27 protein-coding genes and 1 tRNA gene are annotated in these 25,471 nt (G+C 64.5%); 16 read left to right on the top strand and 12 right to left on the bottom strand.

What is annotated here, in order from left to right; genetic code table 11:
• The first annotated feature begins 163 nt into the window (after positions 1-163).
• The 3 genes from GPJ75_RS08295 to GPJ75_RS08285 are packed head-to-tail and all read left to right on the top strand — an operon-like array spanning position 164 to position 1,516.
• The gene (locus GPJ75_RS08295) at positions 164-478 is read left to right on the top strand and encodes an ArsR/SmtB family transcription factor (RefSeq protein ID WP_163266983.1); all 315 of its coding nucleotides are present in this window, start codon (positions 164-166) and stop codon (positions 476-478) included.
• The gene (locus tag GPJ75_RS08290; protein ID WP_163266981.1) at positions 475-858 is read left to right on the top strand and encodes an SRPBCC family protein; all 384 of its coding nucleotides are present in this window, start codon (positions 475-477) and stop codon (positions 856-858) included. The genes GPJ75_RS08295 and GPJ75_RS08290 overlap by 4 nt, the downstream gene beginning before the upstream one ends.
• A gap of 40 nt (positions 859-898) precedes the next feature.
• Complete coding sequence (locus tag GPJ75_RS08285; protein ID WP_163266979.1) at positions 899-1,516, top strand: ATP-dependent Clp protease proteolytic subunit; 618 nt, start codon at positions 899-901, stop codon at positions 1,514-1,516.
• A 75-nt stretch (positions 1,517-1,591) separates the two neighbouring features.
• Here the strand turns inward: GPJ75_RS08285 and GPJ75_RS08280 are convergent, their stop codons facing one another.
• From GPJ75_RS08280 to rpiA, 7 genes are all read right to left on the bottom strand, one after another.
• Positions 1,592-3,268: an NAD+ synthase gene (locus GPJ75_RS08280; RefSeq protein WP_163266977.1), complete on the bottom strand. Its 1,677-nt coding sequence runs from the start codon at positions 3,266-3,268 to the stop codon at positions 1,592-1,594.
• A 52-nt stretch (positions 3,269-3,320) separates the two neighbouring features.
• Entirely contained in the window at positions 3,321-3,908 is a 588-nt protein-coding gene (locus tag GPJ75_RS08275; protein WP_163266975.1) for a hemerythrin domain-containing protein, read from the bottom strand.
• 6 nt (positions 3,909-3,914) lie between these two features.
• A complete protein-coding gene (locus GPJ75_RS08270; protein WP_163266973.1) occupies positions 3,915-4,343 on the bottom strand; it encodes a GFA family protein in 429 nt (142 codons plus the stop codon).
• 108 nt (positions 4,344-4,451) lie between these two features.
• Positions 4,452-5,828, bottom strand: a complete 1,377-nt coding sequence (locus tag GPJ75_RS08265) for a class II 3-deoxy-7-phosphoheptulonate synthase (RefSeq protein WP_163267071.1) — start codon at positions 5,826-5,828, stop codon at positions 4,452-4,454.
• A gap of 155 nt (positions 5,829-5,983) precedes the next feature.
• Complete coding sequence (gene gor, locus GPJ75_RS08260) at positions 5,984-7,369, bottom strand: glutathione-disulfide reductase (protein WP_163266971.1); 1,386 nt, start codon at positions 7,367-7,369, stop codon at positions 5,984-5,986.
• A gap of 123 nt (positions 7,370-7,492) precedes the next feature.
• Positions 7,493-8,032 (bottom strand): DUF2059 domain-containing protein, encoded by a 540-nt coding sequence (locus GPJ75_RS08255; RefSeq protein WP_163266969.1) that lies wholly within the window; start codon positions 8,030-8,032, stop codon positions 7,493-7,495.
• Between the two features lie 28 nt (positions 8,033-8,060).
• Positions 8,061-8,765 carry a ribose-5-phosphate isomerase RpiA gene (gene rpiA / locus GPJ75_RS08250; protein ID WP_163266967.1) on the bottom strand — a complete coding sequence of 235 codons (705 nt, stop codon included), beginning with the start codon at positions 8,763-8,765 and terminating at the stop codon, positions 8,061-8,063.
• A gap of 131 nt (positions 8,766-8,896) precedes the next feature.
• Here rpiA and GPJ75_RS08245 point away from each other — a divergent pair, with 131 nt between their 5' ends.
• The 3 genes from GPJ75_RS08245 to GPJ75_RS08235 all read left to right on the top strand — a co-directional run bounded on the left by GPJ75_RS08245 (position 8,897) and on the right by GPJ75_RS08235 (position 11,276).
• A complete protein-coding gene (locus tag GPJ75_RS08245) occupies positions 8,897-9,592 on the top strand; it encodes a phosphoglycolate phosphatase (protein ID WP_163266965.1) in 696 nt (231 codons plus the stop codon).
• Between the two features lie 55 nt (positions 9,593-9,647).
• A tRNA-Val gene (locus GPJ75_RS08240) sits at positions 9,648-9,722 on the top strand.
• A 99-nt stretch (positions 9,723-9,821) separates the two neighbouring features.
• Positions 9,822-11,276 (top strand): TrkH family potassium uptake protein, encoded by a 1,455-nt coding sequence (locus tag GPJ75_RS08235; protein ID WP_205602493.1) that lies wholly within the window; start codon positions 9,822-9,824, stop codon positions 11,274-11,276.
• Positions 11,277-11,363: 87 nt separating this feature from the next.
• Here the strand turns inward: GPJ75_RS08235 and GPJ75_RS08230 are convergent, their stop codons facing one another.
• Complete coding sequence (locus GPJ75_RS08230; RefSeq protein ID WP_163266963.1) at positions 11,364-13,229, bottom strand: L,D-transpeptidase family protein; 1,866 nt, start codon at positions 13,227-13,229, stop codon at positions 11,364-11,366.
• A gap of 205 nt (positions 13,230-13,434) precedes the next feature.
• Entirely contained in the window at positions 13,435-14,373 is a 939-nt protein-coding gene (locus tag GPJ75_RS08225) for an alpha/beta hydrolase (RefSeq protein WP_246248977.1), read from the bottom strand.
• A gap of 18 nt (positions 14,374-14,391) precedes the next feature.
• Between GPJ75_RS08225 and GPJ75_RS08220 the strand changes: the two genes are divergently transcribed.
• Positions 14,392-14,844 (top strand): MarR family winged helix-turn-helix transcriptional regulator, encoded by a 453-nt coding sequence (locus GPJ75_RS08220; protein ID WP_163266961.1) that lies wholly within the window; start codon positions 14,392-14,394, stop codon positions 14,842-14,844.
• Positions 14,845-15,137: 293 nt separating this feature from the next.
• On the top strand, positions 15,138-15,683 hold the full coding sequence (locus tag GPJ75_RS08215) for a hypothetical protein (RefSeq protein WP_246248976.1): 546 nt from the start codon (positions 15,138-15,140) through the stop codon (positions 15,681-15,683).
• A 269-nt stretch (positions 15,684-15,952) separates the two neighbouring features.
• Here the strand turns inward: GPJ75_RS08215 and GPJ75_RS08210 are convergent, their stop codons facing one another.
• The 3 genes from GPJ75_RS08210 to GPJ75_RS08200 all read right to left on the bottom strand — a co-directional run bounded on the left by GPJ75_RS08210 (position 15,953) and on the right by GPJ75_RS08200 (position 18,003).
• A complete protein-coding gene (locus tag GPJ75_RS08210; RefSeq protein WP_163267063.1) occupies positions 15,953-16,570 on the bottom strand; it encodes a pyridoxamine 5'-phosphate oxidase family protein in 618 nt (205 codons plus the stop codon).
• Positions 16,571-16,574: 4 nt separating this feature from the next.
• On the bottom strand, positions 16,575-16,928 hold the full coding sequence (locus GPJ75_RS08205) for a gamma-butyrobetaine hydroxylase family protein (protein ID WP_163266959.1): 354 nt from the start codon (positions 16,926-16,928) through the stop codon (positions 16,575-16,577).
• A gap of 121 nt (positions 16,929-17,049) precedes the next feature.
• The gene (locus GPJ75_RS08200) at positions 17,050-18,003 is read right to left on the bottom strand and encodes a hypothetical protein (protein ID WP_163266957.1); all 954 of its coding nucleotides are present in this window, start codon (positions 18,001-18,003) and stop codon (positions 17,050-17,052) included.
• A gap of 192 nt (positions 18,004-18,195) precedes the next feature.
• On the opposite strand from GPJ75_RS08200, the gene moaA reads away from it, so the two are divergent.
• The 8 genes from moaA (at position 18,196) to GPJ75_RS08160 (ending at position 25,466) form a co-directional block, all read left to right on the top strand.
• Positions 18,196-19,203 carry a GTP 3',8-cyclase MoaA gene (gene moaA, locus GPJ75_RS08195; RefSeq protein WP_163266955.1) on the top strand — a complete coding sequence of 336 codons (1,008 nt, stop codon included), beginning with the start codon at positions 18,196-18,198 and terminating at the stop codon, positions 19,201-19,203.
• Positions 19,204-19,288: 85 nt separating this feature from the next.
• On the top strand, positions 19,289-20,209 hold the full coding sequence (locus tag GPJ75_RS08190; RefSeq protein ID WP_163266953.1) for a DMT family transporter: 921 nt from the start codon (positions 19,289-19,291) through the stop codon (positions 20,207-20,209).
• A gap of 64 nt (positions 20,210-20,273) precedes the next feature.
• Positions 20,274-21,482, top strand: a complete 1,209-nt coding sequence (locus GPJ75_RS08185; RefSeq protein ID WP_163267061.1) for a multidrug effflux MFS transporter — start codon at positions 20,274-20,276, stop codon at positions 21,480-21,482.
• Between the two features lie 19 nt (positions 21,483-21,501).
• A complete protein-coding gene (gene mobB, locus GPJ75_RS08180; protein WP_163266951.1) occupies positions 21,502-22,008 on the top strand; it encodes a molybdopterin-guanine dinucleotide biosynthesis protein B in 507 nt (168 codons plus the stop codon).
• Between the two features lie 103 nt (positions 22,009-22,111).
• The gene (locus GPJ75_RS08175) at positions 22,112-22,870 is read left to right on the top strand and encodes an ABC transporter substrate-binding protein (protein WP_163266949.1); all 759 of its coding nucleotides are present in this window, start codon (positions 22,112-22,114) and stop codon (positions 22,868-22,870) included.
• Between the two features lie 109 nt (positions 22,871-22,979).
• Entirely contained in the window at positions 22,980-23,693 is a 714-nt protein-coding gene (locus GPJ75_RS08170; RefSeq protein ID WP_163267059.1) for an ABC transporter permease, read from the top strand.
• On the top strand, positions 23,690-24,547 hold the full coding sequence (locus GPJ75_RS08165; RefSeq protein WP_163266947.1) for an ABC transporter permease: 858 nt from the start codon (positions 23,690-23,692) through the stop codon (positions 24,545-24,547). Before GPJ75_RS08170 ends, GPJ75_RS08165 begins: the two co-directional genes overlap by 4 nt.
• A gap of 49 nt (positions 24,548-24,596) precedes the next feature.
• A complete protein-coding gene (locus tag GPJ75_RS08160) occupies positions 24,597-25,466 on the top strand; it encodes an NAD(P)-dependent oxidoreductase (protein ID WP_163266945.1) in 870 nt (289 codons plus the stop codon).
• Positions 25,467-25,471: the final 5 nt, after the last annotated feature.

Below are 25,471 nucleotides of genomic sequence, written 5' to 3'. Positions count from 1 at the left end.
GCTTCGCGCATTGCCGGATCTGGCAGGAACGAGCCCATCGTAGAAGCTTACGTCCGCGTTGCAAGCCGTCCGCGCCCCTGCCCCACCGGCTTTCGCCCGCTGGTGCAACGGAAGATGTGGACACGGCCTTGCCTGATAGATAAGTATCTGCTTATCTATAGCCATGAACGAGACGGATATCTTTCGTGCGCTTGCCGATCCGAACCGGCGTGCCGTGCTGGAGCGCCTGTTGGACGGCGAGAAGAACGCGACCGAATTGCGCGAGGGCTTGCGCATTTCGCAGCCGGCGGTCTCTCAGCATGTGGCGGTGCTGCGCGGCGCCGGGCTGATCGCGGAGAAGAAGGAGGGCCGCCACGTGCGCTACAGCCTGGCCCCGGAAGGGCTGGCGCCGGTGCTCGATTGGCTGACGCGCTACCGCGCCTACTGGCCCGAACGGGTCGAGCGGCTGAAGGCGCTTTTGAAGGAGATGGACCAATGACGCCCACCGACGAGGTCGAGACGAGGCCGGACGAGATCGTCGTCGAATGCGAAATGGAGGCTTCGCCCCAAACGCTCTGGCGCGCGCTGACGGAGGAGGAGCTTCTCGCCGATTGGCTCGGCGCCCGCCCGGCGGCGGAGGGCGAAGATGCCATGGAAGGGCCGCGTTACCGCATCGTCGAAGCCGAGCCCTACGACCGGCTCCGCTATGCCTGGCACGACCCCTCCTGCCCCGACGCGCCGCCCTTCGTCACGATCGAGCTTGAGCCGATCGCGGGCGGGCGGACGCGGTTCCGCCTCACTCACGGGCAGGTGGTGGCGCGCGCGCCGGCGATCCGCGCGGCGAACTCAAACACTCCGCCTCTGGCGCTTGCCGCCTGAGCCGAACGCAATAGCTATTTGAACAAGAGGAGGTTGCGCCATGCGTGACATGATGAATCTCGTCCCCATGGTCGTTGAACAATCGGCGCGCGGCGAGCGCTCCTTCGACATCTTCTCGCGGCTTCTGCGCGAGCGCATCGTCTTTCTCAACGGCCAGGTGGACGACAATTCCGCCGCGCTCATCTGTGCCCAGATGTTGCATCTGGAGGCGGAGAACCCGAACAAGGAGATCTCCTTCTACATCAACTCGCCGGGCGGCGTGGTCTCCAGCGGCTTCGCCGTCTACGACACCATGCAGTTCATCAAATGCCCAGTCGCCACGCTGTGCTTTGGCACCGCGGCCTCTATGGGTTCGTTTCTCCTGATGGCAGGCGCCAAGGGGCGCCGCGTGGCGCTTCCCAACGCGCGGATCATCCTGCACCAGCCCTTGGGCGGGTTTCAGGGACAGGCCTCGGACATAGAGCGGCACGCCGCGGACATCCTGAAACTGAAGCGGCACATGATCAAGCTCTACGCCGAGCATTGCGGGCGCCCCAAGGACGAAGTGGAACGCACACTCGATCGCGATTTCTTCATGACCGCCGAGGAGGCGCGGGAGTGGGGACTGGTGGACCACGTCTACCACCGGCGCGAGGCACTGGAGGCGATCGATCGGTAGCCGCTATTTTACGGTTACGACTACCGTGGTGCCCCTTCGCGCCGACCATCTCGATTCCAATTTGCAGCTATAACGCTACGTCCGATCCCGGAACCTGTTGGTGATCGGATAGCGCCGGTCGCGGCCGAAATTCTTCTTCGTGATCTTCACGCCGGGCGCCGCCTGGCGGCGCTTGTATTCGGCGATGTAGAGCAGGTGCTCGACGCGGTGGACGGTTTCGCGGCTGTGGCCGCGCGCGACGATGTCGTCGACGGCCATGTCGTTTTCCACAAGGCATTCGAGGATGTCGTCGAGGACGGGATAGGGCGGCAGGGAATCCTGGTCCGTCTGGTTCTCGCGCAGCTCCGCCGAGGGCGCCTTGTCGATGATCGACACCGGGATCACTTCGCCGGAAGGGCCTAGCGCACCCGGCGGCACATGCCCGTTGCGCCAGCGGCAGAGCGCGTAGACCTGCAGCTTGTAGAGGTCCTTGATGGGATTGAAGCCGCCGTTCATGTCGCCGTAGAGGGTGGCGTAGCCGACGGACATTTCCGACTTGTTGCCGGTGGTGACCACCATCGAGCCGAACTTGTTGGAAATCGCCATCAGGAGCGTTCCGCGGGTGCGGCTTTGCAGGTTTTCCTCCGTCACGCCCTCCTGCGTGCCCTCGAAAAGCTGGGTGAGCGCGTGGTTGAAACCTTCGACAGGCTCGAAGATCGGCACGATGTCGTAGCGGCAGCCGAGTGCGCGGGCGCAGTCCTCGGCGTCCTTCAACGATTCTTTCGAGGTGTAGCGGTAGGGCATCATGACCGCCCTCACCCTCTCCTCGCCGAGCGCATCGACGGCAAGCGCCGCGCAAAGCGCTGAATCGACACCGCCGGAAAGGCCGAGGACGACGTTCTTGAAGCCGTTCTTGTTCACGTAGTCGCGCAAACCCAGCATGCAGGCGCGATAGTCGGCCTCCTCCTTCTCGGGGATGAGGGACATGGGCCCTTCCGCGCAAACCCAGCCGTCAGCCGTGCGCCGCCAGGTGGTGACGGTAACAGCCTCCTCGAACTGGCTCATCTGGAAAGCCAGCGATTTGTCGGCCTGGATGGCGAAGGAGGCGCCGTCGAAGACGAGCTCGTCCTGGCCGCCCAGCATGTTGGCGTAAAGGAGCGGCAGGCCGCTGTCGATGACCTGGACGATGGCCACCTGCTGGCGCACCTCCACCTTGCCGCGATAATAGGGCGAGCCGTTGGGAACCAGCAGGATTTCGGCGCCCGATTCGGCTAGCGTCTCGCACACATCGAGCTTGCCCCAGATATCCTCGCAAATGGGGATACCGAGCCGCACGCCGCGGAAATTGACCGGGCCGGGCATGTTCGGGCCGGGTTGGAAGACGCGCTTTTCGTCGAACTCGCCATAGTTCGGCAGGTCGAGCTTGTGGCGTTCGGCGATGATCGTGCCGCCGTCGAGCACCATCACGGAATTGTGGATGCCGCTTTCGCGGGAGAGCGGCGTGCCCATGATGACGCCGGGGCCGCCGTCGGCCGTGTCTGCGGCAAGTTCGGCGACCGCCTTTTCGCAGGCGTCTACAAACGCCGGTTTCATCACCAGGTCCTCCGGCGGATAGCCGGCGATGAAGAGTTCGGTGAAGAGCACGAGGTCGGCGCCCTGGCGAGCGGCGTCGGCGCGCGCTTCACGCGCCTTGGCAAGGTTGCCGGCAACATCGCCCACGGTGGGGTTCAGCTGGGCGACGGCAATGCGGAGGATGTCGGGAGCAGCGTTCATAGGCAAGTCCTCTAGCCTGCGGCCCGACGGCTTGCAACAAGCGGGAGGCGGATCAGCCGGTGAAGGTGCCCTCGCCGCGGTCCAGCATGAGCGGGATGATCAGATCTTCCTCGTCGTGAAGGTGGCGGGTAAGCATGTCGATCAGGCGGGTATTCTCGTCGGCATAGGCATCGGCCGCGAAAAGCTGACGGTCGGCATTCTCCTTTAGGGCCAGAAGGAGTTCGCGCCCCTTCTCGCCATTGCGCTCCAGCGCATCGTGGATGACATGGTGATCGCTGTCGAGGATGTCGAAGCCGCGCTGGAGCCGCCGCTCGGCCTTGGCGAAGGCGGGAAAGTAATGCAGGTCCTCCACCTGATGGTGGCCGTGAAGCTGCTGCAGGAAGAAGCGCAGGCGCGGGGCGAACCATTGGGCGAAGGCGGCCGGCGGCAGATGGCCTTCGCGATAGTCGGCGACGCTTTTCTGCAGCATGCCGCCCAGCTCGCGGAACATATTGTGCCGCTGCAGCCAGAACTGCGCCATCTCACCAAGGTTGGCATGGCCCTGCCACGTCTCACGCGGGTATTTTTCCACCAGGAACCGCAGGTCCTCGGGCAGTTCCTTGCGGTTCTCGATGCGAAGGCCGTTCGGCAGGTCGGTCATATATGGCTACTTCTGCGGCTCGTCGGCCACCGGGATCGAATCGCTCGAACGCGCGTATTGTGGCAGGCCGTCCGTTATCTCGTAGTAATCGCCCTTGTCGGCAACGAAAATATGCGCTTCCGCCTTCAGCCCGCTCGGCCGCTCAAAGCTGCCGGCCATGATCGACGTCACATCAGCCCCGTTGCGCTTCCAGAAGAGTGCCGAACCGCAGGTACGGCAAAAGCCGCGCCTGGCGAAATCGGAAGCGGTGTACCAGGTGAGATTGTCGGCGCCCGCTATCTCGAGGCGGGCATCGTCCACGTCGGTTGCCGCGTAGAGGTGCCCGCTCTGCTTGCGGCACTGCGAGCAGTGGCAATAGACGACGCCGCGCAAGCTGCCGTGCGTGCGAAAACGGACGGCACCGCACAAGCATCCGCCTTCTCTTAACCGTGACATGAACGTCCTCCAGCAAAAACCCTCGCCACTATGCCATGGCGAGGGTATCGGCTGTATCGCAAAGCGTTGAACGCTGTGGTCAACAAAAGCGCGCCACGAGGCGCCTCTTCAGACCGCCGCGACCTTCTTCGCCGGGTGTGCGGCCGCGTCCTTCTTCAGGAGCTCGGCCACCAGGAAAGCAAGCTCCAGCGCCTGGTCGGCATTGAGGCGCGGGTCGCAATGGGTGTGGTAGCGGTCGGAAAGGTCGTCGGCCGAAATGGCGCGCGCACCGCCGGTGCACTCGGTGACGTTCTTGCCTGTCATCTCGATATGGATGCCGCCGGGATGCGTGCCTTCGGCACGGTGCACCGCAAAGAAGCCCTCGACCTCCCGCAAGATGCGGTCGAAGGGCCGCGTCTTGTAGCCGTTGAGCGAGATCGTGTTGCCGTGCATGGGATCGCACGACCAGACCACCTTGCGGCCTTCCTTCTCCACAGTGCGGATCAGCTTCGGCAGATGAGCCTCCACCTTGTCGGCGCCGAAACGGGCGATCAGCGTCAGCCGTCCGGCCTCGTTCTCGGGGTTCAGCGCATCGATCAGCCGGATAAGGCCATCGGGCTCCAGCGACGGCCCGCATTTCAGGCCCAGCGGGTTTTTCACGCCGCGGCAGTATTCCACATGCGCGTGGTCGGGCTGGCGCGTGCGGTCGCCGATCCAGATCATGTGGCCGGAGGTGGCGTACCATTCGCCGGAGGTGGAATCGACACGCGTCAACGCCTCCTCATAGCCTAGAAGCAGCGCCTCGTGGCTGGTGTAGAAATCAGTCTCACGGAGCGAGGGATGGCTCTCGGCGTTGATGCCGATGGCGCGCATGAAATCCATCGTCTCGGAGATGCGGTCGGCCAATGCCTGATAGCGCTCTCCCTGCGGGCTGTCGGCGATGAAGCCCACCATCCACTTGTGCACGTTCTCCAGGTTGGCGAAGCCGCCCTGGGCGAAGGCGCGCAGGAGGTTCAGCGTCGCCGCGGACTGGCGGTAGGCCATCTCCTGGCGCGCCGGATCGGGCGTGCGCGAGCCTTCCGTGAAGTCGATACCGTTGATGATATCGCCGCGGTAGGAGGGCAGCGACACGTCGCCCTTCACCTCGACGTCGGAGGAGCGCGGCTTGGCGAACTGGCCGGCGATGCGGCCAACCTTCACCACCGGCTGGGCGCCGCCGAAGGTCAGCACCACCGCCATCTGCAGGAAGACACGGAAGAAGTCGCGGATATTGTCGGCGCCGTGCTCGGCGAAGCTTTCGGCGCAATCGCCGCCCTGGAGGAGAAAGCCTTCGCCGTTGGCGACGGTGGCGAGCTGCCTCTTCAGCTTGCGCGCCTCACCTGCAAAAACCAGCGGCGGATAGGTCGCCATCCGCGCCTCGACCTCGGCCAGCGCGGCCTGGTCCGGATAGGCCGGGACCTGCTCGATCGGCTTGTTTCTCCACGAATTCGGCGACCATTTCGTCATGTCTACACCCATAGGCTCCACCTTCCCGCCGGCGTCTGCCGGCCGGAAAGCGGCTATTTAGCGGAAGCTTTGCCCGGATACTACCCCGCATTTGGGCGCGAGGCGATGTAAAAGGCGGCCCCGGACGAATTCGCGCTGGGCGCTTGGCACCGTTTCTACTCCACCCGCTCCCCGTTCCGCACCCGGTAGCTCGGCTGATACATCGTCACCAGCTCTTCGGCCGCCGTGGGGTGGACGGCCATGGTGCGGTCGAACGCGTCCTTCGTCAGCCCCGCCTTGATCGGGATGGCCAGCAACTGCGCCATCTCGCCGGCGTCCGGCCCCAGGACGTGGGCGCCGACGACGCGGCGCGAGGCGGCGTCGACGATGAGTTTCATGATCATCTTTTCCTGGCGCCCGGAGAGCGTGTGGCGCATGGGGCGGAAGCTGGCGCGGTAGATTTCCAGGGAATCGTAGCGTTTGGCCGCGGCCTCCTCGCTCAGGCCGACGGTGCCGATCTCCGGCTGCGAGAAGACAGCGGTGGCGATGTCCTCGTGGTCGACCTTCGTTGGATTATCCTTGAAGACGGTCTCGATGAAGCACATGGCCTCGTGGATGGCGACCGGGGTGAGTTGCACACGGTCGGTCACGTCGCCGATCGCCCAGATGTTGTCGATATTGGTGCGCGAATAGTCGTCGACCAGTATCTCGCCCTTCACGCCCGTCTCAACGCCGGCGGCATCGAGGCCCAGGCCTTCGGTATTGGGAATACGGCCGATGGCCAGCATCACCATGTCGAAGGTCATCTTGCGGCCAGACTTCAAATGCGTGTCGAGCCGGCCGTCGGCGCGCTTTTCCACCGCCTCGAAGATATCCTGGCACAGGATGCGGATACCCTTGGCTTCCATGGCTTCGTGCAAGCCGCGGCGGACATCGCTGTCGAAACGGCCGAGGATCTCCTTGCCGCGGTAGACGAGCGTCGTCTCGACGCCGAGCCCATGGAAGATATTGGCGAATTCCACCGCGATATAGCCACCGCCTTCAATGGCGATGGAGCGCGGCAGCGCTTCGAGGTGGAACGCTTCGTTGGAGAAGATGCAGTGCTCGTGGCCGGGCAGCGCCTCGTGCGGGTTCGGGCGGCCGCCGGTGGCGATGAGGATCTTCTGCGTGGTCAGCGTCTTTCTCCCGACGCGCACCGTGTGCCGGTCGAGGAGGATAGCCCGTTCATCGAAGATGCGCGCGCCGGCATTTTCCAAACCCTTGCGATAGAGCCCCTCGAGCCGGGCGATCTCGCGGTCCTTGTTGGCGACGAGCGTCGGCCAGTCGAAGCGGGCTTCGCCCAGCGTCCAGCCGTAGCCGGCCGCATCCTCGAAATGCTCCGGAAACTGCGAGGCATAGACGAACAGCTTCTTCGGCACGCAGCCGCGGATGACGCATGTGCCGCCGAAACGATACTCCTCGGCAATGGCGACGCGCTTGCCCATGGCCGCGGCAAGGCGCCCTGCCCTGACACCGCCCGAGCCGCCGCCGATGACAAAAAGATCGAGATCGAAGTCCGCCATGCTGCCCTTACCCCATGTGCTCGTGCTTTCGTGTCATCCTCAGCTATGCCGCGTGCGCTGAAAATGAAAGCCCGGCGTGAAAGCCGGGCTTTGAATTCCGTTCAACAATCCGTTTTCAGGCGTTTACTGGCCGTTATCGGCGTCATTTTCGGCGGGCGCCTGGGCGTTGGTGGCAGCCTGGAGTTGCTGGGTCACGCTGTTGGACAGGTCGCGCTCGATGCCGCGGCGCCAGACGGTGGCTGCCCTCAGCACCTCGCGGGTGACGATCGGGCCGTCGGACAGCAGCTTCTTTCCCGTGGGCGAATTGTAGAACTCGGTGATGTTGTTGAGGTCCTCCTCGCTGAACACGCGCGCATAGGCCTGCGCCGCCTCGTTTTCCAGGTCGGCGCGGCGGCTCGCCAGTTCGAGCGCCTTTTCGTCGACGGTGGCGTTGATGAGCTCCACCATGTTCGGGCTCTGCTGGATAAGTTCGGCCTTCAGTGTTTGCGCAGCCAGCGGCAGATAATTATCGAAATCGTCGGTGGCGGCGATCGCGTCGAGTGCGGTGCGCGCGGCCTTCAGATGCGATTCCGAAATTTCCTGGGCGCCGGCCGGCAGCGAAAACGCCGCAAAGGTCATCGCGGCGGTGAGCGCAAAAAGGCGGGCGCGTTTAGCCAATGTCATTTTCGATCCTACTCCGTTTTCAGGTCCGTCAGCTTTGCGCGTCGATCGTCCTCACGCCGTCTTTTCCGGCAAGTATCGCCAGGCTGGCAAGGCCGATGAACAAGCCGTGCTCCACGACACCGGGTATCGCGTTCAACTCGTCGGCAAATGCTCTTGTCGCGGGAATACGGCCAAATGATGCATCGACGATAACATGGCCGCCGTCCGTGAGGAAAGGCTGACCATCGGCCATGCGTATGGCGATTTCGCCCGTCAGGCCGAAGCGCCGGCCGGCCGCTTCGATGGCCAGTACCGTGGTGCGAAGGCCGAAGGTGTTGACCTCGATGGGCAAGGGAAAGCGGCCGAGGGTTTCGACCAGCTTGCTTTCGTCGGCGATGACGATCATGCGGCTCGATGCGGCGGCCACGATCTTCTCGCGCAACAGCGCGCCGCCGCCGCCCTTGATGAGCGCAAGGCCGGGGCCGATCTCGTCGGCACCGTCCACCGTGAGGTCGAGCTCGGGCGTCTCGTTAAGGGTGGTGAGCGGTACCTGGAGTTCCCGGCACAGCGCCTCCGTACGCTCGGAGGTCGGCACGCCGACGATATCGAGCCCGTCCGCCACCCGTGCGGCGAGCAGCCGCACGAACTCCTCGGCGGTCGAGCCCGTGCCGATGCCGAGCTTCATGCCGCTCTCGACATATCCAAGCGCCGCGCGCGCGGCCTCGACTTTCAGTGCTTTGGCGTCCGTTGCCATCTTGTCCCCAACAAGTTTGGGATGCTTCCTAACTTTTTTCGCCACGTCCGGCAAATACCTTCGTACCGTGCCGGCTTCCTTGCAGACCGCGTCGTGTCGCGGTATCCGCTCTCGGCACGAAGGGAATAACAATGACCAAGCCTATCATCGTATTCGACCTCGACGGAACGCTTGTCGACACCGCGCCGGACCTGCTCGACAGCCTCAATCACTGCTTGCGCAGCGTCGACATGCAGCCGGTCGACGAGGTGCAGATCCGCCGTTTCATCGGCGCCGGCAGCCGCGCCATGATCGAGCGTGCCTTCGCCGCCGATGGAAGGCAGCTTGCGAACGGCCAACTCGACGCGCTGCAGGCTCTCTTCATCGAGCACTACACGGCCGGAATGCCCGGTCGCTCGCAGCCTTTCCCCGGCGCGCTCGATGCCGTGGCGCGATTCCGGCAGGCGGGCTTCGTCACTGCCGTCTGCACCAACAAGCACGAACGCTTGTCGCGGCAACTGCTGGAGACGCTTGAGATCGCCGGACTGTTCGAGGCGATTTGCGGCGGCGACAGCTTCGCCCACAGAAAGCCCGACCCGCGCCACCTCACCGATACGATAGCGCGTGCCGGCGGCGACCGGGAGGGCGCCGTCATGATCGGCGATTCGCGCACCGACATCGATACCGCCAAGGCGGCCGGCATCCCCGTGGTGGCCGTCGATTTCGGCTATACGGACCAGCCGGTGCACATGTTCGAGCCAAGCCGCGTCATTTCGCATTTCGACATGCTGACGGTGGAACTCGCCGGAAAGCTCATCGCGGCAGCCGCCGGTCAGCCGGCGTCTTGACTTCACCGCCGGGCACCCCTTATATCGCCGCGCGCTCGGCATTGACCGGTCGGGCGGGCGCGTAGCTCAGCGGGAGAGCACACCCTTCACACGGGTGGGGTCGTAGGTTCAATCCCTACCGCGCCCACCATCCCGACAGAAAGGAGCGCAGCGGACTAGCGTCTGTTTCACGAGTCCAAGCTGCTGTTTCACGAGCTAATGTCGATGCTATCCTGAGAGCGATCCCAACGTGCACGCTTCCATCGTCAGGGCGGCCGCCTTCGTGGCTTCCATTTTTGCGCTCTACATCGCGGCGGCGATGCTCGTGCCGGCGGCGGTCGATCTTTACTACGGTCACAGCGACTGGCAGGTCTTCGCCATCTGCGCCTTCACGACCGCCGCCGTTGCGCTGACGGTTGCCGCCGCCACGCGGGACCGTGCACCCATCCGCTCAACGCGCCTTGCGTTCTTCGTTGTCGTCGTCCTGTGGGTGACGCTCGGCGTCATCGGCGCCTTTCCGCTCTATACGGCGTCGCTGAAGCTCGATTTCGCCGGCGCCGTGTTCGAATCCGTCTCCGCCATCACCACCACCGGCTCAACCGTCATTGCGGGCCTCGACGACCTGCCGCCCGGCATCCTTCTGTGGCGGTCGCTTCTGCAGTGGATCGGCGGCCTCGGCGTCATTGCGCTCGGCCTCTTCTTCCTGCCGCTTCTGAATGTCGGCGGCTTTTCCTATTTCCGCATCGAATCGTCGGATATCGAGGACCGGCCCTTCGAGCGCCTGTCCAGCTTTCTTCAGGCTCTCGTCGGCATCTACGTGGTGCTGACGGCGCTCTGCGCGATCTCATACGCCGCGGTCGGGATGACCACTTTCGATGCGGTCAACCACGCCATGACGACGCTCGCCACCGGTGGCTTTTCCACCCATGACGCGTCCTTCGGCTATTTCGAGGGCGATGCCGTGTTGTGGGTCAGCACGGTCTTCATGCTTCTCGGCGCCCTGCCCTTCTCGATCCTCATCCTCTTGGTCGTACGCGGCCGGTTGGACGCGATGCGAGACCCGCAGATCCGGCTTTTCCTTGCCTATGTGGTTGGCATTGTCCTGGCGCTCGCCATCCATAGGCGCATCGTGAGCGATACGACATTCGGTGAAGCGTTGACGAGTTCGGCCTTCAACCTTGTCTCGATCATCACCACCACGGGCTATGCCAGCGAAGACTACTCGTTGTGGAGCCCTTTCGCCGTCACGGTGTTTTTCTTCGCCACATTTCTCGGCGGCTGTTCCGGCTCGACGGCCGGCGGCGTGAAGTCCTACCGCTTCCTCATCCTCGCGCGCATGCTGCAGAACGGCTTGCGCACACTGGTCTATGGACGTTCGGTGCAGCCGCTGCGCTACGGCAACCGCACCGTGGACGAGGATATGCAGCGCTCGATAACGCTTTTCGTCGTCGGCTTCATCCTCGTGTGGGTGAGCGGGACGCTGGCGCTCGCGGCAGGCAACCTCGATATGGTCACCTCGATGACAGCCACCTTGACCGCGATCACGAATGTCGGCCCCGGCCTCGGGCCGGTCGTCGGTCCGGCCGGCAATTTCGCTTCGCTCAGCGACTACGCGAAGTGGATACTGTCCGCTTCCATGCTGCTCGGGCGGCTGGAAATCCTGGCCGTCCTGGTGATTCTGACGCCGACCTTCTGGCGCAACTAGATCAGTTCATCAAACTGATCTAGCGCCTTGTTTTGCCGCAATTCCGGACGGAAAACCGGTTTCCACTTTTCCTGGAATTGCTTCAAGTCAGCTGCCCGGCACGCGGATTTCCTCCACCTTGGCCAGCGCCTTCCTCAGGTTGTCGTCGCGGCCATACGTGTCGGCGTGATAGGTCACCTCGCCCGCCTCCGGCCAGGCGGTGAAATAGCCGACATAGACGGGGATCTTCTGCGGGGCGTCCCGCCGCGCATTGCGCCCCTTGCCGATCTCCTGGCCGATCTCGTCCACCGACGTGTCGAGCACGGCGGCGGCCATGGCGCGCGGGTCCTGCAGGCGCACGCAGCCGTGGCTATAAGCGCGGGTATCGCGCTTGAACAGCTCCTTCGCCGGGGTGTCGTGCATATAGATGCTGTGCTTGTTGGGGAACATGATCTTCAACTCGCCCAGCGCGTTTGCCGGACCGGGCGGCTGGCGCACGCTGAAGGGAATGTTGGCGCCGTAACGGTTCCAGTCGATGGCCGCGGAGGAGACGCGCCGGCCGCGCGAATCCGTCACCTCGTAGCCGGCCCGGTCGAGATAGCCCGGGTCGCGCCTCAGCCGCGGTAGCTGCTCGTTGACGAGGATCGAGCGCGGCACGCCCCAATAGGGGTTGAACTCCACATACTCGATCTCGTCGTGGAAAAAGCTCGTCTGGTTGGACGGCTTGCCCACCACAGCGCGCATGGAAAGCTTTTCCCGGTCGCCCTCCAGATAGGTGGCGGTGAAGGAGGCGGCGTTGATCATCACCCGCCTGTTGCCGAGATGGGAGGGATGCCAGCGCAGGCGCTCGAGCGCCAGAAGCACCTTGTCGATGCGCGCCTGTTTCGATTCGCCCGCCAGCGCCCCGACCGTACGGCGGCCGATGATGCCGTCGGGGTTGAGGTCGTGCAGCTCCTGCGCCGCCTTGACGACAGGCACCAGCTCCTGCGCGTAGGTTTCGCTGCCCGCATGGGCGACCAGCACCTCGCCGTGCTCGGCGCGGAAGGCCGCGTCGGCGTCACGCTCGATGATCTGCAGGATCTTGGGGAATTCGGGATGGCTGGAACCGGGCCGGACAAAGGTCTTGGTATCGACGACGATCTCCTTCTCCGCGCTTGCCCTCAGCGCCTTCAGTTCCCTGCGAAGCGCGGCGTAGAGCCTGTTCTGCGGGTGCAGCGACTGGAGATAGGCGGCGGGCTTCTTCGTCCGCGCCAGCACCTCCAGCACGGCCGCCTCCTCCAGCGGCTTCTTGGGGAAGTCGTGGTAGCCCGACAGCTTGTCGGGGTCGACGCGGCCAAGGTGGGCGTCGCGCGCATAGCGCAACGCACGCGCCGAAAGCGCCATCTCGAAGCGGATGAGTGCCTGCCGCCGCTCCTCGGGCGTATCGAGGACGGCGGCCGCCGCGAGCGGTACGTTGACGGCGTAGTCCGCTTCCAAAAGCCCATAAGCGGAGGCATCGTTGAGGACGCGCAGGACCGCGTCGGCCTTGTCGTTCAGCCCCTCCCCTTCGACCCAGATGAAACCGGGGTTTCGCTCGTAATGGGCGGCGAGCGACGCGGCGATCTCCTTCTCCGCGAAAAGTTCGAACCCGGCAAGGCCGGCAAGCGCCTCGACGAAGGGCGACGGCGTGGCGTCCCCTTCTCCGTCCTCCTCCCCCAACGCGGCCGCGATGGCCGAAAAATCCACCTTTACCGGCGCCTCCGGCCGATAGTTATAGAAGGAGGGCGCGGAGATTTTCGGCGCGGCCACCCGCGGCGCGGGCGTGGTCGCCGGCTGCTGGCGGGGCGGCTCGGCGACGCGCTGCCTGTTGACGCGGTTGCCGAAGAGTATGTCGAAAAGGTTCCGCTCGGCGCTCGCCGACGATGCCGTCCCCGTGAGGGCGACCGCAAGCGCCAGCACCGAAAGGCCGCCGCGTTTCGCAAACGTCATCGTCATGAAATCACCCCGCGATTATCCTGGTCTTATCGATAACGCTTTTCACCAATGGTTCGTTCGACACGCCCAACCCCCCGCGCGCCAGCCGATCGAGAATCCATCGGCCGTAAAGACTATACCCGTTTGGTGAACCAAGGGTAACCGTGGGCGTCCAGGCCCCCGGATCGCGCATCTTCACGAAATCGTGACCAGCCGCCCTCGGGCCTCACTGCGCGGCGGCAAGAAAGGCCGGCCGCACCGCGAATTCGCCCACCTGCAAGGCGGTCCGCCGGTCTGCCAGGATGCGCCGGTGCCCAGCGCCCTCCACCCAGCGGCGCTCGACATGCGGCCCCGCACGGCAAAGAGCGTCCGCATCCTCCGGCGCGACCTCCCGGTCGTCCGGCGCGTGCAGGACGAGCACGGGAACAGGCAGGCGCGCCAGCTGCGCCGCGCCTTCGAAGGCGCGAAGCGGCTGCCCCGTCACATACTCGACCTCGGCATAAAAGGCCTCGCGCGTCCTCCTCCCAAGCCCGCAATGGCGCGCGAAACCGTCGAACACATGCTGCATCGCATTGGGCGCGGCGATCGTCACCAGCCGCTCCGCGGCAACCGGGGCAATGCCCTCGATCGAGCCGACGGCCGCGTTGACGATCACCGCCCCGCCGAGGGAATGGCCGATCATGACGGAGAAGGGCCCGAGCCAGAGCTCCGCCGTCTTCACCGCCGCGACGGCCATCGCCATGTTCAGCCGCCGCCCTGCGGAGGCGCCATGGCCGGGCATGTCCAGCGCCACGACACGCATCCCCCTGCCGCGCAGTTCCTCGATGATGGCGCGCATGTGCTCGCTGCGCGAGCCCCAGCCGTGCACCACGAGCGCGGTACTCCACCCCCTGCCTCCGGCATGCGGGCGGAACTCGTGGCACACGAAATGCCCGTAGTCGCTGGTCAGCCAGTGCCGGCGCGCCTCCATCATGAAAGGCCCCGCCGCCCGCAACGCCTCCCGCGCCCTTTGCGATGCGCGCCGCGGGTTCGGCGTGCGGCAGAAGAGCGCGAACGCGGCTCTGCCCGTCAGGCGTGGCGCCACGGGCTCGGCTATGGCAAAAAGGCCTCGGACGAGCTGCAACGGGAAGGAAATCATCTTGCGCGCCTCATTCTGTTCAATCATGAACATCATAGTTCAATCATGAACAAACAGCAACGGCTCCCCTGGGAAAATCCCCGCTTTCGCAACTGGATCGCCGTAGTGCGGGCGGAAAAGGCCGTCGTGCGCGCGCTATCCCAGGCGCTCGCTCCCCTCGGCCTGAAGATCGCCCAGCTCGACGTCCTGATGAACCTCTACCGCCACCCCGGCACCTCCCAGCACGAATTGGCGCGCCGCCTGCTCGTCGGCCGCTCGAACATCACCATGCTCCTGCCGCAGCTCGAACAGCAGAACCTCCTGCGCCGCGAGGGCGACGCCAAGGACAAGCGCATCATGCGCCTCTACCTCACCGACGAGGGCGAGGCGCTGCTGATGAAGGCGCTCGATGTCTACATGGCCCTTATCGACCGCGCCATGGCGCAATCAAGCCCGGAACTCTGCGACGCCATGGGCGAACAGATGCGGCGGATCGCTGATGAGTTGGAGGGGGAGTAGAAGGGGTGGACGTGGACGCTGGTTTTGGTGGAGGCCTGAAGTTGGCAAGCGGCGTACCGAGTGCGGCGTTATTGCCGAAGGTGCCCCCTCTTTCCTGACATCAGCACCCTTCGCTGCAATCATTGCCACCGCACGGCCTCATCAATTCTACCGAGCCCGCCTACCTAGTTGGGGTAGCTGGCGGGTTATTCGGCGAGAGGTATGATGTTTTTTTGGTGCGTTGGGCCTTGGCGGCGCACCGGCATGTAGACGGCAGCGCTCGCCCCTACCAACGCTCGACGTGGGAGGATGAAATGCGCCTGTTGTCAATGTATTCCATGGCCGCCTTTGCCGGGCTTGGCCTTTCGACCGCCGTCCTGGCAGCCGACATGAGCGACGACGAACTGATCGAGAATGCTATGTCCGCGGCACCCGATGCCGTGGCGAGCGCTGCGACAATCATCGCGATTGACGAAAACGGCGAGGTACGGACGCTGCGGGAGGGCACAAACAACTTCACCTGCTTGCCCGACGATCCGGGCCCCGGCAACAATCCGATGTGCCTGGATCAGAATGCCATGGCCTGGGCGGAGGCGTGGATGAATAAGACGGAGCCACCAAAGGGCAAGGTAGGCTTCGGCTACATGCTGGCGGGCGGCGCTACCCCAAGCAATGTCGACCCCTTCGCCGAAGCACCGGAGGGCGCGGAGCTGGAGCAGGAACCGCCGCATGTCATGCTCTTCGCGTTGCCCGAGCTACCGGCTGACTATCCCCAGCCCGGAGACACCCCCGACAGGTCGCAGCCTTGGGTAATGTGGGCTGGAACGCCTTACGAGCATCTCATGATACCCGTTGAATAGGGCTTTCGTCGGCGCGAGCGCATAATCCGCCGCGCCGACCTTTCCCCCCAATCGCTTTCACCATCTCCACAGCCAGAACCTCTGGCTCCGGACCCACTCGAGGTCCTTGGCGCTCTTCAGCAATGCGGAGCAGACATGGTGATCACTGCCTCGATTGCGCCATGAGTTTGGGGTGCATCTGGTGTCGGCTTTCGGGGCTCGGGAAGGTCGCGTTTGGGCTCATCGAGTTGTTCGTCGTGCCAAGAGTTCCTCCCGAACCCACCAGCCCCCTACCACATCGTCTTCGCCGCGCGCCCCGGCCATTCTTCATCGTAGCTCTTCCCGTCGATGTCGCCACGGCTCAATTCACCTAGGATATCCCCCGGCGTCGGCAGCAAGGCCGGCTCCACCTGCGCCTCCCTCTCCCACAGCTTTGAGCGGTGGATCGCCCGCGCGCACTGGAAGTAGACGCTTTCGACGCGGATGACGATGACCGAGCGCGGCGCCTTTTCCTCGATGGCGAAGGAGGCGCAAAGCTCAAGGTCGGCGGAAAGGTGCGCCCGGCCGTTGACGCGCAGCGTGGTGCCGGAGCCGGGCACCAGGAAGAGAAGGCCGACGCGGCCGTCGCGCACGATGTTCCTTAGCGAATCGATGCGGTTGTTGCCACGCCGGTCCGGCATCATCAGCGTGCGTGGGTCGTGGATGCGCACGAAGCCGGGCTTGTCGCCGCGCGGCGAGCAATCGAGCCCTTCCGGGCCGGCGGTGGCCAGCGAAACGAAGGGCGAAGCCTCAATGAAGGCGGCATAGGCGGGAATGATGTGGTCGATCTCCTTGACGATCGAGGTTTGCCCCGGCTTCCCGTAAAGCGCTTCCAGTTCCTCGACCGTCCCGATCGCCCCGGCATCCATCGTCTCAGCGCTCACGGCTCAGCCCCTTTTCTTCCAGTTCGCGCAGATAGTCCTGCCAGCGCTCTTCGCGCTCGCGGCCGAGGGTGGCGAGATAGCTCCAGCTGTATAGTCCGGTGTCATGGCCGTCGTCGAAGACGATGCGCACGGCGTAGTTGCCCACCGGCTCCATCCGCGCGATCGCCACGTCCTTCTTGCCGCCGACCGTCACCCGCTGCTCGGGCGAGTGGCCCTGCACCTCGGCGGAGGGCGAGAGAACCCGCAGCATCTCGGCGCTGAGCGACACCGGCTCCTCGTCGGGAAAGCTCACGGTCAGGAGCTTGCGGTCTTTCGAGACGCGCAATTCTTTCGGTGCATTCATCGCCAGCCTCCGGCCTTCATCCACTTATACACTGTTGGGATGGAAGACACCGGCGATGCAAGGGCCAATTTGCCGAAGGGGCCGCACGGCAGCCCCTCACGCTAAGGCCGATGCGGCTCCTTCAAGCGAGGAAGGGAAGGCCTTCGATGTCGAGATCGAACGGATCGAGATCGCCTGGCCTCAAAACGTCGAACTCGAACCCAGGCGCGGAAGAGACGTCCTCCGCCGCGTCTGTGAACAGATCGTCGTGCGCGATCTCCTCGGAAAGCGCCGGCACCTGTTGGGGAGAATCCTGCGCCCGCTCGGCATCGGCATCCGAGGGTTGGTCTTCCCGGCTCGCCTCGAGCGCTTGCCACTGTTCCTCGATGAGTTCGCTGACCTTGCCCGGAGAGCGCGTCAGCGCCAGCATCACGTCGTCGTCGATTACGGTCGATATTTCTTCGCCATCGAGCTCGAAGTCGATCCGATAGAGGAAATCCGGCTGCTCGGCGTCGGGCAGCCACCACAGATCGCCGTCCTGCCGCACGGGAATGTCGCTCAGATCGGAGACGGTCGTCGGCTCGAAAAACGAAAGATCCCCATCGGCGCCGTATTTCGTGCCCAGCGAGACCTGGAATTCACTGACGCAAGGTGCGGGAGATTGCGCGGCATTGTCGGCACCGCTCGGCGTCTCCTCTCCCACGACCGTCGCATGACCGCTCACAGTGGAGGCGTTTTCGCGCGTTGTTTCAGCGATGACGCCCGACATTTCGGGCTGTCCCGACGGGCGCAGTTCCCCAAGATCGGAAGAAGCTTTCCAGTCGAACGAGCCTTCCGAAGATGTCGTCTCGCTCATGTGGAGGTCAATCCCGCTCTTCTTGGAGAGGTCGTTGGCCTCGGGCGGGGAAACAGTGAAATCAATATTCACAGATCCCTGCTTGGTATTATCCTGATCCGGCAGACGCTCTTCGGCGCTCTTTTCTGCTCCACTCGGATTCACCGCAACACTTGCCGTAGCACCAACGGAAGAATACCCAAACTCATCATCGTCAAAATAAGTTTTATTATTGACAGCAACTGAATTTTTATCCGCCATAACAATATATCCCATGTAGAAAATATGGAAAACCAACTACTACATGGAATGCCGCTTGTCCATGGCATACCTGCCTGCAACGGCAGCATTGCCGGAAACCGGCACGGGATGCTAGGTAGATCGGGTAGCTTGAAACTGCCGTTATCGTAGCCACATCAGTGACAGGCAAACAGTCGAAAAAGACAAGACCGCATGAACCAAGCCGGCAGCATGATCGACCCCTTCGGCCGCGCAATCACCTATCTGCGCGTATCGGTGACGGACCGCTGCGACTTCCGCTGCGTCTACTGCATGGCCGAGGACATGCATTTCCTGCCCAAGAAAGATCTTCTAAGCCTGGAAGAGCTGGAGCGGCTATGCGCCGTCTTCATCGACAAGGGCGTGCGCCGCCTCAGGCTCACCGGTGGCGAGCCGTTGGTGCGCAAGAACATCATGCACCTGGTGCGCCAGCTTTCGCGGCACCTTCAAACGGGTGCGCTGGACGAATTGACGCTGACCACCAATGGCTCTCAGCTCGCCCGCTTCGCTGCCGAGCTTGCCGATTGCGGCGTCAGGCGCATCAACGTCTCGCTCGACACGCTCGACGCTGAGAAGTTCCGCGCCATTACCCGCTGGGGCGTGTTCGACAAGGTGATGCAAGGCATTGAGGCAGCGCAGGCCGCCGGGTTGAAGATCAAGCTCAACACCGTCGCGCTCAAAGGCTTCAACGAGGACGAGATCCCGGAAATGCTGCGCTGGGCGCATGGCCGCGGCATGGACATGACGGTGATCGAGACCATGCCCATGGGCGAGATCGACGCCGACCGAACGGACCAGTATCTGCCGCTGTCGGAATTGCGTGCGCGGCTCGAGCGGCAGTTCACGCTGACCGACATCCCTTATAAGACCGGCGGCCCCGCCCGCTATGTCGAGGTGGCGGAGACCGGCGGCCGGCTCGGCTTCATCACGCCGCTCACGCATAATTTCTGCGAAAGCTGCAACCGCGTGCGGCTCACCTGCACGGGCACGCTCTATATGTGCCTCGGCCAGGAGGACGCGGCGGACCTGCGCGCCCCGCTGCGCTCCTCGGAAGGCAACGGGCTCGTCTCCAACGCCATCGACGAGGCGATCGGCCGCAAGCCCAAGGGCCACGATTTCATTATCGACCGCACGACGAAACGCCCCGCCGTCTCCCGCCACATGAGCGTCACCGGCGGCTGACAACGTTTTTTGCCCAACTGGACCGATTGCCTCGCGCTCCGTTCGATCGTAAGCCAAGCTTACGAAATTCAACGTCGGAGCCGAGGTGGCCCTTTCCCCAAACCTGCGCGGCGCGTTGTTCATCACCGTCTCCATGGCCGGCTTCAACATCAATGACGCGCTGACCAAGTCGGTCTCGGCGTCCATGAACATGGGCCAGATCATGCTCGTGCGCGGCGTCTTCGCGACGCTGCTGCTCGTTCTGCTGGCCACCTGGATGGGCGCCTTTGCGGCGCCCGGCAAGCTGATGCGGGGAAGCGTCCTCCTAAGGGTGATATGCGAGGTGGGCGCCACCGTCACCTTCCTCATGGCGCTCCTGAACCTGCCGATCGCCAATGTGAGCGCGGTTCTGCAGGCCCTGCCGCTCACCGTGACGGTGGGTGCTGCCTTCGTCTTTTCCGAGCCGGTGGGCTGGCGGCGCTGGAGTGCCATCACAGCCGGCCTTCTCGGCGTCCTCATCATCGTGCGGCCGGGGTTCGAGGGGTTTAGCGCCTGGTCGCTCTCCGCGCTTGCCTGCGTCGGCTTCTGCACGGTGCGCGACCTTGCCACGCGCCGCATTCCGCACGAGACGCCGACCGTGCTCGTATCCGCCGTCACGTCGGTGGCCGTGACCGTTTGCGGCGCAGCGCTCGTGCCCGCCTTCGGCGGGTGGTCGCCATTGGGCGCGGCGAACATCGTGTTTCTCCTCGCCGCGGCGGTGGCGCTCGTCGTCGGCTACCAGTTCATCATCACGGCCATGCGCGTCGGCGACATCTCCTTCATGGCGCCCTTCCGCTACACGGCGCTGGTGTGGGCGCTGGCGCTCGGTTATCTCGTCTTCGGCGACGTGCCCGACGGGCCGATGCTTGTCGGCGCGGCCGTCGTCGTCGCCTCCGGGCTCTACGCGCTCTACCGCGAGCAGGTGGTGGGAAGGAAAAAGCCGATCGCCGGGAGCACCGGTCCCGGCATGGCGCCCGAGGGAACATGAGGTCAAGAACGGGCGGCAACCGCCCGCCCGATGCCATTACCGAAGAAATGATATTGCGGAAATGATGATGACCGTCCGACCGTTCGACCGCACCACACCGCCCCACATCCTGACGCTCGTCACGGCGGCCGGCACGGCGGCGATCGCGATGAACCTCTTCCTGCCGTCGCTGCCCGGCATGGCCACCTATTTCCAGGCCGATTACGGCATCGTCCAGCTTGCCGTGTCGCTCTACCTGGCGGCCACCGCCATTTTGCAGCTGGGCATCGGCCCCGCCTCGGACCGTTTCGGCCGCCGGCCGGTGATGCTGTTCTCCTTCGCCGTCTTCATCCTCAGCACCTTCGCGGCCATCTACGCGCCGACCATCGAGCTTCTTCTCCTATGCCGCCTCTTCCAGGCCTTCGCCGCCGCCGGCATGGTGCTGGCGCGCGCCATCGTGCGCGATACGGTCGGCACCGACGAGGCGGCCAGCCGCATCGGCTACATCACCATGGGCATGACGGTGGCGCCGATGGTCGGGCCGATCATCGGCGGCATCCTCGACGAGCTCTACGGCTGGCAGGCCACCTTCCAGCTCATGCTCGCCATCGGCATCTTCGCCTTTATCGTCGTCTATCTCGACCTCGGCGAGACCAACGCCCACCGCTCCGCCAGCATGACGGGCCAGATCAAGACATATCCAGAGCTCTTCGGCTCGCGCCGCTTCTGGGGATACTCGTCCGCCGCCGCCTTCACCTCCGGCGCCTTCTTCGCCTTTCTCGGCGGCGGCCCGTTCGTCGCCACGCGGCTTCTCGGCCTGTCGCCCTCCGGCTACGGCCTATACTTCGCCGTCATCACGGTCGGCTATGCGCTCGGCAACTTCCTGTCCGGGCGCTATTCGCGCGCCATCGGCGTCAACCGCATGATGCTCACCGGAAACCTCATCGCCGTCGCCGGCACGGCTCTTTCCCTCGTCCTCTTCTGGCTCGGCTACTTTCATCCGCTATCGCTCTTCGGCCCCACCTTCTTCGTCGGCATGGGCAACGGCATCTCGCTGCCCAGCGCCAATGCCGGCGTCGTCAGCGTGCGGCCGCATCTGGCGGGTTCGGCCTCGGGGCTCGGCGGCGCGTTGCAGATCGGCGGCGGGGCGGCGCTCTCCGTGTTGGCCGGCGCCTTTCTGACGGCACAGTCCGGCCCCTACCCGCTGCTCTTCGTCATGTTCCTTTCCTCCCTTTGCGCGGTGGTCTCAACGCTTTATGTCATCCATGTCGCCCGTCAGGCGGGCGAGTTGTGACACTGGGGAAGGCGAAGCCATGGTACAACGCGTCTTCGGCATCACCGGCTGGAAGAACTCCGGCAAGACGACGCTGACCGTGCGGCTGACCGCTGCCCTCGCAAAGCGCGGGCTGAAGGTTGCCACGGTGAAGCACGCGCATCACAGCTTCGAGGTCGACCGGCCGGGCACCGATTCCTTCCGCCACCGCGAGGCCGGTGCCGTGGAAACCGCCATCGTCTCCAGCCGCCGCTGGGCGCTCATGCACGAGTTGCGCGGCGAGGACGAGCCATCGCTCGCCGACATCCTCGCCCGGCTTTCGCCCGCCGACCTGGTGCTGGTCGAGGGCTACAAGCGCGAATCGCACCCGAAGATCGAGTGCCGCCGCCTCGATACCTTCGACCGGACGCCGCTCGCCGGCGCGGTGCCGGGGGTCGTCGCCGTCGCCAGCGACAGCCCGGACGAGAAAGAGAGCCTGCCGCTCTTCGCCCTCGACGACGTCGAGGCCATCGCCGATTTCATCGTCCGATATCTCGGCATCGGGTAGCTTTTGCCGCTTGCAATTTTATTGCGAAGGATGGGAATATCGGCCCAAGCCCTGTGCTCTACAAGGAAAATACGGGGCAGGAACGCGACAGAGAGGAACACTTATGCGTATCACAAGGCGTATTGCACTTGGTCTTTCGGCCGCCGCGCTGGCGCTGACGATCGGCGGAGCCACGGCGCAGGAGAAGCTCCGGATCGGCACCGAAGGCGCCTATCCGCCCTTCAACAACCTCACCGCCGACGGCAAGCTCGAAGGCTTCGACGTCGATATCGCGCGTGCGCTCTGCGAGGAGATGGGTGTCGAGTGCGAGTTCGTCACCCAGGACTGGGACGGCATCATCCCAGCGCTCCAGGCGGGCAAGTTCGACGCCATCGTCGCCTCGATGTCGATCACGCCGGAGCGCGACGAGCAGGTCGACTTCACCAAGCCCTACTACACGAACTCGCTGGTGTTCGTGGCCCCGAAGGAAGCCGAGTTCGACGCGGACAATGTCGAGGGCAAGGCCATCGGCGTCCAGGCCGGCACCATTGCCGCCGAATATGTCGAGGAGAACTATCCTGATGCCGAGCTCAGGGCCTATCCTTCGCAGCTGGAAGCCTGGGCGGATCTCAGCAACGAGCGCGTCGATGCCGTGCTTGCAGACTTCGGCGTTCAGTATGAATGGGTCAACAGCGAAGGCGGCGCCTGCTGCGAGTTCAAAGGTGACGCGGTCGGCGGGGACGACGTGATCGGCATCGCCGTCCGCGAGGGCGAGACGGAACTCGTCGAGAAGTTCAACGCCGCGATCGACGCCATCCGCGAGAACGGCACCTACGCGGAAGTCAACGCGAAGTACTTCCCGTTCGACATCTACGGCGAATAGGCGTACCGGGTCGGGTGCGGGGCGAGGCTTCCGCATCCGGCTTTTCGCCGCCTGGCCGTTCCGGCCTTGGAAGGTCGGCTCCTGAGCCGCGGTCCAGACGCAGGTTCAAATCGTGGATTACACAACCCTACTCAGCTTCGGCCGTGAAGGCTGGGGAGACGACATCGCCTCCGGCGTGGCGATAACGGTGAGCCTTGCGCTGGCGACCCTGCCGCTCGGCTTGGTGCTCGGTTTCGTCGTGGCGCTCGGAAAGCGCTCCACCGAGCCGACATTGCGCTTGTCGGCCAACATCTTCACCACGATCTTTCGCGGCCTGCCCGAGCTTCTGACGCTGTTCCTGGTCTATTTCGGTGCGCAGATCGCCATCCAGCAGATCGTCCGGGCGGCAGGCGGCGAGACCTATATCGAGATCAACGCCTTCGCGGCCGGCATGTTCGCCCTCGGCGCGGTCTTCGCTGCCTATGCCAGCGAGGTCTTCGCGGCCGCCTTCAGCGCCATTCCACATGGCCAGTACGAGGGCGCCCATGCGCTCGGCCTGTCGCGCTGGCGCACCATGCGGCTCGTCATCCTGCCGCAGCTCATCCGCGTCGCCCTACCCGGCCTTTCCAATCTCTGGCTGATCCTCTTGAAGGAAACCGCGCTCGTTTCCGTCATCGGCCTTTCGGACATCCTGCGTCAGACCGGCATCGCCGCGCGCACCACGCGCGAGGCTTTCCTCTTCTACGGGACGGCGTGCCTTCTCTACCTTGTTCTCGCCCTTCTCTCCTCCATCGTGCTTTCGGCCGTGGAGCGGCGGGTTTCCGCCGGCGGAGCCGCACGATGAGCGAGCCGCCACCCGCCATCGGCGCCCCCGCCCTTTCCGCGCGCGGCAGTGACGTCGTGCCGCCGCCTCCACCCGCAAGGGGTTGGGCCCGAGCGCGGGTAACGGGAATTGCCCTTCTCGGGCTCTGGGCGCTCGTCGGTGCCGGCACGCTCCTCTTCCTTCTTTCGTCCTGGAACGCCGAGCTTTTCGCCCGCTATGCGCCGCGCTATCTGTCCGGCCTGCTGGTGACGGTGCAGCTCGTCGCCATATCCATCGTGCTCGGCGCGGTCCTCTCGGTGCCCATCGCCCTCGGGCGCCGCTCCAAAAGCCGCATCGTCGCAACCCTTTCCTATGCCTACGTCTATTTCTTCCGCGGCACGCCGCTGCTCGCGCAGACCTTCCTGGTCTATTACGGGCTCGGCTCCTTCCGGCCGGAGTTGCAGGCCGTCGGCCTGTGGGGCTTCTTCCGCGAGGCCTGGTACTGCGCCATCTTCGCCTTCTCGCTCAACACCGCGGCCTACCAGGCGGAGATCCTGCGCGGCGCGTTCGAAAGTGTGGGCCGCGGCCAGTGGGAGGCGGCCTCGGCGCTGGGCCTGTCGCGGCTGCAGACGGTCTACAAGATCATCCTGCCCCAGGCGGCCATCGTCGCCCTGCGCCCCTACGGCAACGAGATCATCCTGATGATCAAGGGCTCGGCCATCGTCGCCATCATCACCGTCTACGATCTGATGGGCGAGACGCGGCGGGCCTATTCGCGTACCTTCGACTTCCAGACCTATATCTGGGCGGCCCTCATCTATCTGAGTATTGTGGAGATGCTGCGCTTGGGCGTCGACCGCATCGAGCGGCGGTTGACACGGCATCTTCGCCGGTAAACCCTGAGATCATCAAACCCACCCCGGAAAAAGCGGAGGAACGAGCCGTATGGCGAATGTTGCATTCATCGGACTTGGCGTGATGGGCTATCCCATGGCCGCGCACCTGAAGGAGCGCGGGGGCCACGAGGTGACCGTCTACAACCGCACGGTTGCCAAGGCGGAGAAATGGGTGGCCGAGCACGGCGGAGCGATGGCCCCGACACCGGCCGAGGCCGCGCGCGACAAGGACTTCGTCTTCTCCTGCGTCGGCAACGACGAGGATCTTTGCACCGTCACGCTGGGCGAGGACGGCGCCTTCAAGGCGATGAAGGCCGGCGCCGTCTTCATCGACAACACCACCGCCTCGGCTCTCATCGCGCGGGAACTGGCAGCAGAGGCGGAAAGCCGCGGCTTCGGCTTCATCGACGCCCCGGTCTCCGGCGGGCAAGCCGGCGCGGAGAACGGCGTTCTGACGGTGATGTGCGGCGGCGATCAGGCCACCTTCGACAAGGCCAGGCCGGTGATCGAGGCCTATGCGCGCATGGTCGGGCTGATGGGTCCTGCGGGTGCCGGGCAACTCACCAAGATGGTCAACCAGATCTGCATCGCCGGCCTCGTGCAGGGGCTGGCCGAAGGCATCCACTTCGGCAAGAAGGCCGGCCTCGACATCGAGAAGGTGATCGAGGTCATCTCCAAGGGCGCGGCCGGCTCCTGGCAGATGGAAAACCGCTACAAGACCATGAACGCCGGCGAATACGGCTTCGGATTCGCCGTCGACTGGATGCGCAAGGACCTCGGCATCTGCCTCACTGAAGCCAACGACAACGGCGCCAAACTGCCGGTAACCGCGCTCGTCGACCAGTTCTACAAGGAGGTTCAGGAAATGGGCGGCAAACGCTGGGACACCTCCTCGCTGCTTGCGCGGCTGGAGAAGTAGGCATC

It is taken from the genome of Chelativorans alearensis, from assembly GCF_010993735.1.
Classification (GTDB): Bacteria; Pseudomonadota; Alphaproteobacteria; order Rhizobiales; family Rhizobiaceae; genus Chelativorans; species Chelativorans alearense.
The sequence above is the reverse complement of the archived record's forward strand: the minus strand, read 5'-3'. Positions and strand labels throughout refer to the sequence as shown.

Coding starts and splice junctions, on each gene's coding strand:
- GPJ75_RS08215 (WP_246248976.1), top strand. CDS start 15,138: ATGCGCCTGTTGTCAATGTATTCCATGGCCGCCTTTGCCGGGCTTGGC.
- GPJ75_RS08185 (WP_163267061.1), top strand. CDS start 20,274: ATGATGACCGTCCGACCGTTCGACCGCACCACACCGCCCCACATCCTG.
- GPJ75_RS08220 (WP_163266961.1), top strand. CDS start 14,392: ATGAACAAACAGCAACGGCTCCCCTGGGAAAATCCCCGCTTTCGCAAC.
- moaA (WP_163266955.1), top strand. CDS start 18,196: ATGAACCAAGCCGGCAGCATGATCGACCCCTTCGGCCGCGCAATCACC.
- GPJ75_RS08165 (WP_163266947.1), top strand. CDS start 23,690: ATGAGCGAGCCGCCACCCGCCATCGGCGCCCCCGCCCTTTCCGCGCGC.
- GPJ75_RS08210 (WP_163267063.1), bottom strand. CDS start 16,570: ATGGATGCCGGGGCGATCGGGACGGTCGAGGAACTGGAAGCGCTTTAC.
- GPJ75_RS08175 (WP_163266949.1), top strand. CDS start 22,112: ATGCGTATCACAAGGCGTATTGCACTTGGTCTTTCGGCCGCCGCGCTG.
- GPJ75_RS08230 (WP_163266963.1), bottom strand. CDS start 13,229: ATGACGATGACGTTTGCGAAACGCGGCGGCCTTTCGGTGCTGGCGCTT.
- GPJ75_RS08255 (WP_163266969.1), bottom strand. CDS start 8,032: ATGACATTGGCTAAACGCGCCCGCCTTTTTGCGCTCACCGCCGCGATG.
- rpiA (WP_163266967.1), bottom strand. CDS start 8,765: ATGGCAACGGACGCCAAAGCACTGAAAGTCGAGGCCGCGCGCGCGGCG.
- GPJ75_RS08275 (WP_163266975.1), bottom strand. CDS start 3,908: ATGACCGACCTGCCGAACGGCCTTCGCATCGAGAACCGCAAGGAACTG.
- GPJ75_RS08270 (WP_163266973.1), bottom strand. CDS start 4,343: ATGTCACGGTTAAGAGAAGGCGGATGCTTGTGCGGTGCCGTCCGTTTT.
- GPJ75_RS08200 (WP_163266957.1), bottom strand. CDS start 18,003: ATGGCGGATAAAAATTCAGTTGCTGTCAATAATAAAACTTATTTTGAC.
- mobB (WP_163266951.1), top strand. CDS start 21,502: ATGGTACAACGCGTCTTCGGCATCACCGGCTGGAAGAACTCCGGCAAG.
- GPJ75_RS08280 (WP_163266977.1), bottom strand. CDS start 3,268: ATGAACGCTGCTCCCGACATCCTCCGCATTGCCGTCGCCCAGCTGAAC.
- GPJ75_RS08205 (WP_163266959.1), bottom strand. CDS start 16,928: ATGAATGCACCGAAAGAATTGCGCGTCTCGAAAGACCGCAAGCTCCTG.
- GPJ75_RS08295 (WP_163266983.1), top strand. CDS start 164: ATGAACGAGACGGATATCTTTCGTGCGCTTGCCGATCCGAACCGGCGT.
- GPJ75_RS08290 (WP_163266981.1), top strand. CDS start 475: ATGACGCCCACCGACGAGGTCGAGACGAGGCCGGACGAGATCGTCGTC.
- GPJ75_RS08265 (WP_163267071.1), bottom strand. CDS start 5,828: ATGACGAAATGGTCGCCGAATTCGTGGAGAAACAAGCCGATCGAGCAG.
- GPJ75_RS08160 (WP_163266945.1), top strand. CDS start 24,597: ATGGCGAATGTTGCATTCATCGGACTTGGCGTGATGGGCTATCCCATG.
- GPJ75_RS08225 (WP_246248977.1), bottom strand. CDS start 14,373: ATGATTGAACAGAATGAGGCGCGCAAGATGATTTCCTTCCCGTTGCAG.
- GPJ75_RS08245 (WP_163266965.1), top strand. CDS start 8,897: ATGACCAAGCCTATCATCGTATTCGACCTCGACGGAACGCTTGTCGAC.
- GPJ75_RS08285 (WP_163266979.1), top strand. CDS start 899: ATGCGTGACATGATGAATCTCGTCCCCATGGTCGTTGAACAATCGGCG.
- gor (WP_163266971.1), bottom strand. CDS start 7,369: ATGGCGGACTTCGATCTCGATCTTTTTGTCATCGGCGGCGGCTCGGGC.